General features: G+C 76.2%; 10 protein-coding genes and 1 tRNA gene. 8 read left to right on the top strand and 3 right to left on the bottom strand.

Going from position 1 to position 10,234, the window contains the following annotated elements:
- Window positions 1–1,023, top strand: a 1,023-nt coding sequence (locus tag ABT247_RS27900; RefSeq protein WP_350747653.1) for an NsdA family TPR-like regulatory protein, incomplete at its 5' end; no start/stop codon positions are given.
- Between the two features lie 187 nt (window positions 1,024–1,210).
- Here the strand turns inward: ABT247_RS27900 and ABT247_RS27905 are convergent.
- Both ABT247_RS27905 and ABT247_RS27910 read right to left on the bottom strand, forming a co-directional pair.
- On the bottom strand, window positions 1,211–1,873 hold the full coding sequence (locus ABT247_RS27905) for a histidine phosphatase family protein (RefSeq protein WP_350747655.1): 663 nt from the start codon (window positions 1,871–1,873) through the stop codon (window positions 1,211–1,213).
- Between the two features lie 328 nt (window positions 1,874–2,201).
- The gene (locus ABT247_RS27910; protein WP_350747657.1) at window positions 2,202–3,083 is read right to left on the bottom strand and encodes an SDR family oxidoreductase; all 882 of its coding nucleotides are present in this window, start codon (window positions 3,081–3,083) and stop codon (window positions 2,202–2,204) included.
- Between the two features lie 85 nt (window positions 3,084–3,168).
- Between ABT247_RS27910 and ABT247_RS27915 the strand changes: the two genes are divergently transcribed.
- The 4 genes from ABT247_RS27915 to ABT247_RS27930 all read left to right on the top strand — a co-directional run bounded on the left by ABT247_RS27915 (window position 3,169) and on the right by ABT247_RS27930 (window position 8,236).
- Complete coding sequence (locus tag ABT247_RS27915) at window positions 3,169–3,750, top strand: TetR/AcrR family transcriptional regulator (protein WP_350747660.1); 582 nt, start codon at window positions 3,169–3,171, stop codon at window positions 3,748–3,750.
- Window positions 3,751–3,945: 195 nt separating this feature from the next.
- Window positions 3,946–5,217, top strand: coding sequence for a hypothetical protein (locus tag ABT247_RS27920; protein WP_350747663.1), 1,272 nt, complete (start codon window positions 3,946–3,948; stop codon window positions 5,215–5,217).
- Window positions 5,214–6,815 carry an ATP synthase subunit B family protein gene (locus ABT247_RS27925; protein WP_350747666.1) on the top strand — a complete coding sequence of 534 codons (1,602 nt, stop codon included), beginning with the start codon at window positions 5,214–5,216 and terminating at the stop codon, window positions 6,813–6,815. Before ABT247_RS27920 ends, ABT247_RS27925 begins: the two co-directional genes overlap by 4 nt.
- Entirely contained in the window at window positions 6,815–8,236 is a 1,422-nt protein-coding gene (locus ABT247_RS27930; protein ID WP_350747669.1) for an AAA family ATPase, read from the top strand. The genes ABT247_RS27925 and ABT247_RS27930 overlap by 1 nt, the downstream gene beginning before the upstream one ends.
- A 6-nt stretch (window positions 8,237–8,242) precedes the next feature.
- Here ABT247_RS27930 and ABT247_RS27935 read toward each other — a convergent pair whose 3' ends face one another.
- Window positions 8,243–8,683, bottom strand: a complete 441-nt coding sequence (locus ABT247_RS27935) for a hypothetical protein (protein WP_350747672.1) — start codon at window positions 8,681–8,683, stop codon at window positions 8,243–8,245.
- A 245-nt stretch (window positions 8,684–8,928) separates the two neighbouring features.
- Between ABT247_RS27935 and ABT247_RS27940 the strand changes: the two genes are divergently transcribed.
- The 3 genes from ABT247_RS27940 (at window position 8,929) to ABT247_RS27950 (ending at window position 10,126) form a co-directional block, all read left to right on the top strand.
- Entirely contained in the window at window positions 8,929–9,285 is a 357-nt protein-coding gene (locus ABT247_RS27940; RefSeq protein WP_350747675.1) for a DUF8844 domain-containing protein, read from the top strand.
- 111 nt (window positions 9,286–9,396) lie between these two features.
- Window positions 9,397–9,954, top strand: a complete 558-nt coding sequence (locus tag ABT247_RS27945; protein WP_350747678.1) for a bifunctional DNA primase/polymerase — start codon at window positions 9,397–9,399, stop codon at window positions 9,952–9,954.
- 98 nt (window positions 9,955–10,052) lie between these two features.
- Window positions 10,053–10,126 (top strand) — tRNA-Lys (locus ABT247_RS27950).
- Window positions 10,127–10,234: the final 108 nt, after the last annotated feature.

A 10,234-nucleotide genomic window follows, 5' to 3' on the forward strand; every position in this document is an offset into this window, starting at 1 on the left:
GCCGGCTCCCGACCGGCCGCCCGCCAAGGTGCCGTCCCGGGTGCGGAGTTCACCGCACCCGCGCTGCTCGGCCTGGAGCCGGTGGTGCCGGGCCGCCCCGGGCCGGTCCCGCCGCCCCGCAAGGTGGGCGCCGCCGAAGTGCTCGGCGTCGAACGGGCCGTCCGGGAGATCCGACTGGCCGACGACGCCCACGGCGCCGACGCCCTGTACGACATGGCCGGGCAGTCGCTGCGGACCGCCTACGTCCTGCTGAACGAGGGCGAGTACACCGCCGAGACGGAGCGCAGGCTCCAGGCGGGAGCGGGCGAACTGGCCATCTCGGTGGGCTGGTTGGCACACGACTCGAACCGGCTCGCGGACGCCCGCTCGTTCTACGCGGAGGCGCTCGCCACCGCCCGGATGGCCGGGGACTCCGCCCTGGAGGCGCACGTCTTCTGCAACAGCGCATTCCTCGCCCGGGACGCCGGGCGCCCGCGCGAGGCACTCCGTGCCGCACAGGCCGGGCAGTCCGCCGCCCGGCACCTGGACTCCGACCGGCTGCTCGCCCTGCTGGCGATGCGCGAGGCCGGCGCCTGGGCCCTGCTGCGGGACCGCCCCGCCTGCGAACGCGCGCTCGTCCGGGCGTACACGCTGTTCGACCGGGGTCCCTGCGAGGCCGATCCGGAGTGGATGACCTTCTTCGGCGAGGCGGAGATCGCCGGTCTGCAGTCGCAGTGCTGGTCCGCGCTCGGCGACTGGGACCGCGCCAGCGAGCAGGCCGCGCTCGCCATAGCGCTGCAGGAGCCGCACTTCGTCCGCAACCGGGTGCTGTACACCGCCGAGCTGGCCCACGACCGGCTCGGCCGGGGGGACCTGGCGGGCGCGGCGCACCACGGCTCGGCCGCCGTCGCCCTGTTCGGCGAGGTCCGCTCGGCCCGGATCCGCAGCATGCTGGCGGACACCGCGGGACGGCTGCGTCCGCACGCCAGGGTGCCCGAGGTCCGCCGCTTCCTGGCCGGCTACGACCAGGCCGCGGCAGCCTGAGCGGCGGCGGGCCCGGGCCTGCCGACCAGCAGCCTGGCGACCGGGGGTCCGGCGCCCCGGGACCCGGCTACCCGAGGCCCGGCGGGCTCGGCAGAGCGGGTGGCCTCGGACGGGTCGGTGGGCCGAACCCGGTCAAGCCGGCTCAGCCGGGTCGGGCCGGTCGGGCCCGCCATCCCGGCCGGCGGGGTCAGTGCCCCGGCTTGAAGCCGAGTCCTTCCAGGTGGGACAGGTCGTTCCACACCTCGACCGCCGGAGCGCCGTACTCCCAGGACAGCACGCACAGCGCCGCCGTCCCGAGCTTGAACCGCTGGGCGAACTCGGGCGGCAGACCCAGCCAGCGGGCGGTCAGGATGCGCAGGAGGTGGCCGTGCGCGAACACGATGACGTCCTGGTCCGCGCAGTGCATCACGGTGGTGTCCGGCTGCGGGACGCCGTGCTCGTCCTTGAGGCCGGCGAGGAAGGAGTCCACCCGGGCGGCCACCTCGGAGAGCTTCTCGCCGCCGGGCACCCCGTCGCGCCAGATCAGCCAGCCCGGGTGGTCGGTGGCCCGGATGTCCGCTCCGGTGCGGCCCTCGTACTGGCCGTAGTCCCACTCCAGCAGCTCGGGGCGCTCCACCGCGCGGTCCCCGAAACCGGCCAGTTCGCAGGTCTCCTCGGCCCGGCCGAGCGGGCTGGTGTAGACGAGCGCGCCCGGCAGCCCGTTCCAGGGCGCCTTGGCGAGTCGGGCGCCGAGCGCCCGGGCCATCGCGCGGCCCTGCTCGGTCAGCGGGATGTCGGTGCGGCCGGTGTGGCGGCCGGTGGCCGACCACTCGGTCTCACCGTGGCGGACCAGCACGATTCGGGCGGGCATGGGAGGGCTCCTCGCAACGGGGCGGTCAACGGTCGGTCTCACCCTTGAGCACCGGGCTCCATGATCCCCCACCCGGGCGGCGGCCACGAGGGCGGGCCCGGTGACCGGCGGTTTCGGTGGTCGGCCGAGGTGGTCGCCACTGCCGAGCATCGGCTCGTCCGGAGCCCGCCCGACGGCCGGCCGGACCCGGACGCACCGGACCCGGACGGGCGGTACCCGGACGAGCCGGACCCGGGCGGGCGGGACCTCGGGCGGACGCGCAGTGCGGACGGACGAACTCACGCGCGTACGGGCCTGCCGTCGGGCGCCGGCCGACCCGGCGGTCCCCTCAGGCTCCGATGTTCTCCAGGTCGTCGAGCAGGCTCGGCTGCGTCGGCTCCCAGCCGAGGGCACTGCGGGTGTGACTGCTGGACGCGGGCTGGTCGGTCGCGAAGATCGGGCCGAGGGGCCCGAAACCGTCCTGCGGGACCGGCTGGACCGGCAGGCCGAGCCGCCGCCCGATGACCGCGGCGATGTCGCGTACCGCGTCGCCTTCGTCGGCGACGGCGTGCCACGCCGTTCCGGCCGGGGCCTTCTCCAGCGCGAGACGGAACAGCCGGGCGGCGTCGAGCGCGTGGACGGCGGGCCAGCGCTGCGCGCCGTCTCCGGGGTAGCCGGCGACTCCGGTGCGGCGGGCGATGTCGGTGAGCAGTCCGGCGAATCCGCCCTGGCCCTGGTTGTGGACGGTGCGCGGCAGCCGCACCGCCGAGCTGCGCACGCCCTGCGCGGCGAGGGCGAGCGCGCGGTTCACCGACGTGCTGCGTCCGCCGACCGGCCCGTCCAAGGGCAGCGGGTCCTCCTCGGTCGAGGCGCGCCCCGGCACGTGGGGCGTGCCGGACACGGTGACGAGCGGGCGGTCCGTGCCGATGAGGGCGTCACCGAGCGCCGCGAGCGCGGCACCTTCTTCGGCGATCGCGCGCGCGAGCGCCTCGGGCGAGCTGAAGTCGTGGTTGAAGGCGAGGTGGATGACGCCGTCCGCCCGATCCGCGCCGGTCCGCAGCACGTCGAGGTCGGTGAGACCGCCACGGAGCACGTCGGCTCCCGCGGCTTCGGCGCGGGCCGCGGAGGCGTCGGAACGGGCGAGGGCGGTGACGGAATGGCCTGCGTCGAGCAGTTCTGCGACGACGGCGGACCCGATCAGACCCGTTCCGCCGGTGATGAAGACGCGCATGGCAAGCTCCAGGGGAGTGATGCGACTGGTGTCCCATCACCGTACACCGCGATGGGACGGATGTCGCATCACTTAGGATGGCCGTATGCCGAGATGGAAACCGGATGCCCGGCAGCGCCTGGTCGTGGCAGCGCTGAGCCTGTTCGCCGAGCAGGGCTATGACGACACGACGGTCACGCAGATCTCCGAGCGCGCGGGGCTCACCCGGAGCACCTTCTTCCGCCACTTCTCCGACAAGCGGGAGATCCTCACGGCGGGACAGACGACGCTCAGCCGCCTGCTGGCCGAGGGCATCGAAGCCGCCCCAGCGGACGCGACACCGCTGACGGCCGTCGCGGCCGGCCTGGAACGCGCCTCGGGCGAGATGACCTCGTTCAACCGCGAGCTCAGCCCGCTGCTGCACGCGGCGATCGAGGCGAACGAGGAGTTGCAGCGGCGCGACGCGCTGAAGAGCATCGGCATGGCCGCGGCCATGGTCGACGCGCTGGGGCGGCGGGGCGTGCCGGAGTCCACGGCGCAGGTGGCCGCCGGGCTCGGCGTGCTCGCGTTCAGGCTCGGGTACACCCGGTGGGCCGACCCCGCCCGCGACGAGGACCCCGGCGAGCTGGCGACCTTCACCCGAGCCGCCTTCGACGAACTCCGCGCGGCAGCCGCGGAGCTCCGCTAGCACCCGCAGTCGACCCCGCGGCGGCGGACCGCAGCAACGATGCGCCGTCCCGACCCCCGCACACCGCCCCGCCCCCCGCACACCGCCCCGACCACCCAACGCACCGCTCCGCCCCCCTCCCCGCGCACCGTTTCCGGCCGGAACGCGCCGGTCCGCCCCGCGTTGTCGGACCCGGATGCGACACTGGGCCGCACCATGAACGTCTCGACGAACGTCCCGCTCAGCGGGCCCGCTGAGCCGCTCGCCCAGCGGCTCGCCGAGCTGCGCGGACCGGCCCCCCAGCGCAGTCTGAACGCCCGCGCCCTCGCCGCGCTCGCCGCCAATCCGGGCTGTCACCGCCGCGCGGTGCTGGACGCGGTCGGGGTCGACAAGTCGGCGCTGGCCGCGCGGCTCGGCCGGCCCGCGCCCTTCGGCCAGTCACCCTTCGCGATCGCCCGTGGCGTGATCTTCGAGTCCCGGCTGAAGGCGGACGACTACTCGGCGCTGCTGGAGCCGCTGCGCGCCCACCTCGGCGTCCCGGCCGACGACCGCGCCCCGCTGTCGGTGCCCGACCTGCTGCACCGCTCCGGCCCGGCCGTCCGCGCCGACCGGACGGCCCAGGCGCTGGCCGCGGCAGCGGCCGAGCCGCAGGCCTGGACACTGCTGGACCACCCGATGCTGCGCCTGGAGGTCGCGGGCGGCACCGCCTACCTGGAGCCGGACGCCCTGGTGGTGCACGGCGGGCGCTGCACGGTGGTCGAGATCAAGTCCTTCCCGGTACTGGACGGCGGCGCCGACCCGGCGAAGGTCGGCGCCGCGGCCCGCCAGGCCGCGGTGTACGTGCTGGCGCTGCAGCGGGCCGCCGCCGCGGCCGCCGGGCAGGCGCCGCCCGACGACCCGTACACCGAGCAGCGGCTGCCGGGCAGTCCCCGCACCACCGTGCTGCTGGTCTGCCCGAAGGACTTCGGCAACCGGCCGACGGCCGTCGCCGTCGACGTCCGCCGCGAGCTGGCCGTCACCCACCGCCAGCTGAGCCGGATGACCGGCATCGAGCGGCTGCTGGACACCCTGCCGCCGGGCACCGACTTCGACCTGGCCACCGACGAGGACGGCACCCCGGCCCGCACCGCCGAGCAGCTGACCGCCGCGGTGGAGGCCGTCCCCGCGGCGTACAGCCCGGACTGCCTCTCCACCTGCGAACTCGGCTTCCACTGCCGCGCCCGGGCCCGCTGCGACGACCGGGTCGAGCAGCTCGGCCGGGGGGTGCGCGGGGAGCTGGGCAGCATCCGTACGGTCACCGAGGCGCTGGCCGCAGCCTCCGGCAGGGGCACCGCCGGTGCGGCCCCCGGCCCCGGCGACGACACCGCCGCCGAGCGCGGCACGGGCGAGCACGGCACGGGCGAGTACGGCCCGGCCGAGCACGACGCGGCCGAGCGCCTCGCCTACGCGGCCGCCCTGCGCGCGGAAGCACTCGGTGGCCCGGCATGAGTCTGCTCAGCACCCTCGCCCGGCTGGAGGCCGTCCGCAGCGGGCGGGCCGAGCCGCTGGCCACCGTCCGGCACCGGCACCTCTCCGAGCGCCCGATGGTGCTGGTCCCGTTGGCCGCCGCCGGCGAATCCGGCGCGCCGTTGGCCGTGATGCTGGGCACCGACCGGGACGCGCCCCGGCTGCACTTCGTCCCCCAGCCGCTCAACCGCGCCCTGCGGTTCGACTTCCTGGCCGAACTGGCCGCCGACCTGCTCCCGTACCTGGAGTCCTTCGCCGACGACGTCGAGCAGATCGAGGGCTCCGAGAAGGACCCGGAGACCGGCGAGAAGACCCAGGTCTTCCGCGAGCTGTGCAGCGACGCCCCGCAGCTGATCGTCCCCAACAGCGGGGGCGTGCACCACCTCGCGCTGATCGGCCGCTCCACCAGGTTCCGCCGCACCGCCGAGGACGCCGACCCGGGCCCGTACCCGGCGCCCCTGCGGGTGCCGCTGCTCGGGCGCTGGCTCACCCACCTCACCGACCGCGCCCAGGTGCCCGGCTCCAGCCTGCTGCTGCCGATGACCGGCCTGCTCGCCCGGCACTGGGCCACCGGCCAGAGCCATCTGGAGGACCAGCACCTGGCCGCCCAGCTGGCCTGGCACGACCCGCCGCCCGATCTGACCGGCGCGCAGGCGGCCGAGCTGGCCGAGTCCGGCCGGGACGAGCACGGCCTGCTGCTGCACCCGCCGGCCGGCCCGACCACCGACCCGCGCTTCGACGAGTTCGTGCTCGCCCCGGCGATCGCCCGCTACGACTCGGCCGTCACCGCCCTCCAGCACGGTGCGGACCAGCACGACGAGGTGGCCGCGGAGCGCGCCCGGGCGGCCGTCCGCTCGGCCGTCGACCAGCTGCGGGACGTGCTGAGCGCCGCCCTGCTGCCCACCTGGCGGGACGTCTGGCGGGGTCTGGACCTGCTGCGCGCCCTGCCGCCGGCCGGCCACCTGGAGGAGCGCTGGACCGGCGACCGCTGGTCCTACACCGGCCACCGGGACCGCCTGGCGGCCGGTGAGCCCCCGCAGCCCCGGCAGGACGACGCCGTCACCGCCGCCCGCAAACTCGCCCAGCGCGAGCGCGAGCAGGCGCGCCTGGACGTCCAGGAGGCGCTGGACGACCCGCTGGCGATGGCCGAGCACCGGCTCGCCGGTGAGGCGTTCAGCGGGGTGGTGACGGAGGTGGTGCCGGACTGGGACACCTCCGGCCGCTCCCCCAAGCCCCGCCCGCTGGTCACCGTGCGCACCGCCGACCGCCCGCACGCGGACCCCGGCCGGGAGGTGCACCGGGTGCACGGGCCGTCCGCGCAGCGGGCCGAGATCGTCGCGGTCGAGCCCGCCGAGGGCACCATCACCCTGCGGGTGCTGTCCGGCATGGGCCGCAAGAAGGAGCCCGAACCGGGCAGCCTGCCCGAGCCGGGCGAGCCGGTCACCTTCACCCTGTTCGAGCTGACGGTCCGCCAGTCCGCTCCGCTGCCCGAGCCGGACGACACCCCGTGGACCCACGGCGGCCCGCCCGGCGCCGCAGCCTCAGCCGCCCCGTCGACCGCCTCCGAGGAGTGGGAGTGATGGCCGGACCGACCCCCGACCAGGCCAAGACCCCGGGGGCGCTCCCCGAGCGGTCCCCGGGCGCCGAGTCCCCGGGCGCCGAGTCCCCGGGCGCCGCCGCCGACGCCGCCGTGGCCCGGATCCTGGCGGCCACCGTCCACCCGGCGGTCGGCGCCCCGCGCGGCGTCGTGGTGGACTCGCCGCCCGGAGCCGGGAAGTCCACGCTGGTGGTGCGGGCCGCCCGCGAGCTGGTGGCGGCCGGCGAGCGGCTGATGATCGTGGCCCAGACCAACGGCCAGGTGGACGACCTGGTCGGCCGACTGGCCGAGAAGGCACCGGAGTTGACGATCGGCCGACTGCACGCGGCGGACTCGGCGCCGGGCCCGGAGGTGTTGCGGCACGCCAACGTCACGCCCTCCGACAAGGTCGCCGACCTGGCCGGGCAGGACGTGGTGATCTCCACCTCCGCGAAGTGGCAGTGGGTCCGGGCGGAGGCGCCGTGGCGGCACGCGATCGTCGACGAGGCGTACCAGATGCGCTCGGACGCCCTCCTCGCGGTGGCCCGGCTGTTCGAGCGGGCGCTGTTCGTCGGCGATCCGGGCCAGCTGGACCCGTTCACCGTGGTCGGCACCGAGCAGTGGGCGGGCCTGTCCTACGACCCGTCCGGCAGCGCCGTGGTCACCCTGCTGGCACACAACCCGCAGATCGAGCCGCACCGGCTGCCGGTCTCCTGGCGGCTGCCCGCGAGCGCGGCCCCGCTGATCTCCCGGGCGTTCTACCCGTACACGCCGTTCCGCTCCGGCACCGGCCCGGACGACCGGCGGCTGACCGCCGCCGTCCGCCCCGACGGCTCGGCGCTGGACGCCGTGATCGACCGGGCCGCCGAGCACGGCTGGGCGCTGCTGGAACTGCCCGCCCGGCACACCGTACGGACCGATCCGCAGGCGGTGGCGGCCGTCGCGGCCACCGTCCGGCGGCTGCTGGAGCGCGGGCTGACGGCCCACTCCGAGCAGGGCCGGGCCCCGCTCACCGCGGACCGGGTCGCCGTCGGCACGGCGCACCGCGACCAGGCCGCGGCCGTCCGGGCGGCCCTGCTCAGGGCGGGCGTCCCGGTGGACGGCGCGGCCGGGCCGGCGGTGACCGTGGACACCGCCAACCGGCTGCAGGGCCGGGAGTACGACGTCACGGTGGTGCTGCACCCGCTCTCCGGGCGCCCGGACGCGACCGCCTTCCACCTGGAGACCGGTCGGCTCTGCGTGCTCGCCTCCCGGCACCGGCACGCCTGCATCGTGGTGGCCCGAGCCGGGATCGCCGAGCTGCTGGACGAACACCCCTCCACCGAGCCGGTCCAGTTGGGCGTCCCGGTGGCCTTCCCGGACGGCTGGGAGGCCAACCACCAGGTGCTCCAGCACCTCGGCGGCCACCGGGTCCGCCTGCGGTAGCCGCGGTCAGTCCTCGGTCTCGCACACCGCGAAGGCCACCACCGAGCCGTGCGCGGCCTGGGCGCTCCAGCCGGTCGCGTCGGCGGTCGGGCCGTTGGCGCGCACCGGACCGTCCGCGTCGGGCTGCAGCCGGTAGCCGCCGCCGGTGAGGTGGGTGCCGGCCGGGCAGGTCGCGGTCGAGACGCCGCCAGGGGCGCTGGCCGGCCCGGTGACCACCTTCGCCGTCTCGGCGGCGAAGGCCGGCGCCGCCGCCGACCCCGGGACGACCGGGGCGAGTACGGCGGCGGCGAGCAGAGCGCGGGCGGACAGAACCCGGGCGAGCCGGGCGCGTCCGGACAGGGCCCGGACGGACAGCGTGCGGGCGGACACGGCCCGGGCGAAAAGGGCAGGGGTGACCAGGGCCGGGGTGAACAGGGCTCGGGCGGGCGGGGTCTTCGGCAGGTGCATGGGAACTCCGGTCGGGTGGCGTGACTCCTACACCCGGCCAACCGGTTCGCATGCGATTCGGATGCGATGTGGATGCGCGGCGCCCGTGGCGCGCGCCCGGCGCGCGCCGGGGAATAGCGCCCGCACGCGCACCGTTCCGTTACCGGCTGCCGCCGCGAGACAATGGACGACGGCCACAGCCGGGCGGCGCGGCCCGGAGCAGTCCGCCCGCCCCTCCCTCACCGAAACCCCGGAGGTGTCCGTCCATGCCCGACTCCCCCGCCGAGGCGCCCGAGCCCACGCGGCGGCTGCGCCCCGTGCAGCTGCTGTTCGAGCCGCAGTCCGCCGAGCCGGAGCCGGAACGATTCTTCGACCTGGAGTCCATCGACGACCCCGGGGAGCTGCTGCGCCGCTCCACCGAACTGGCCCTCGCCTTCCGGACCGCCGCCGAGCGGGCCACCGACTTCCAGGCGGTCGCCGCCGCGCAGCTGGCGGACCCGCGCCGGTTCGACGCGCTCTCGGACGCGGAGATCGCCGAGCGGGCGGACTGGACCCCCGACTACGCCGCCAAGATGATCGAGTACGGCCGCGGCCTGCTCCAGCCGCGTCGCCAGGAGGACTGACGAGCGTCCCTGGCATATGCCAGCGCGGAGGGTACGCCGTGTCCCGTCGGCCTGTCCGGCGAACGGCGCTTTTCGTCACGCCGGGGGCGTGCACGGCGCACGCTACTGGGCGTGGACATCTGGACGCATCAGTCGGTCGAGTACGTCAGCGCGGCCGGGGAGGCCTGGCTCGCCTCCGCCAGCGAGTACCCGCGCAGCATGCGCGCCCTCTGGGACTCCCGCCCGTGGGCGCCCTCGGTGCTGCCCTGCGGGCGCGCCTTCGACGTGATCAGCATGCCGGCGCTGTTCGGCCGCCGGGTGCTGGACGAGCTGTGGGCGTCCGGCCCGGGCTGCGGGCCGGTCGCGGGTTACCGGGGGCGCATCCTGCTGTTCGTCCAGCCCGGCGCGGCGCCCCGGCTGCGCCGGCTGCTGGCCTGGGAGGAGTGGGCCCGGGACGTGCCGCCGCTGCTGTGCCACGGCAGGGGCGACGCGGTGACGGTGCCGCCGCTCCAACGGATGGTGCACGGCCCGGAGTCCCCGGGCCTGGGCTCGGGGCGCTGGATCGTCGCCCCCGAGGAGCGGGAGCCCTGGCTGCCCGGTGCCTCGGTGGTGCTCTGGGCCTGCGTACGGGCGGCGCGCGAGCCCGGCGCGTCCGCCCCGACGGAGCCGGTCCTCGTGACCGGGAGGTGAACGGGGAGCGACAGCGGCTCGGGAGACAGGCGGCGGCCGGGGCGGATATTCGATTTTGGCTCGACCGCGGGCCGCTGCTACAGTTTCCGTGTCAGCAGGCGCCGCTAGCTCAGTTGGTTAGAGCAGCTGACTCTTAATCAGCGGGTCCGGGGTTCGAGTCCCTGGCGGCGCACAGACAGCCGAAGGCCCTTCGCGAGAGCGGGGGGCCTTCCGGCGTTTCGGCTTCCGGCTGGGGAATCCGACGGCACCCGGGTACCGGGCCGCCCGCCGGAGCGGGCGG

It is taken from the genome of Kitasatospora sp. NPDC001539 (genome assembly GCF_040298565.1).
Lineage (GTDB): Bacteria > Actinomycetota > Actinomycetes > Streptomycetales > Streptomycetaceae > Kitasatospora.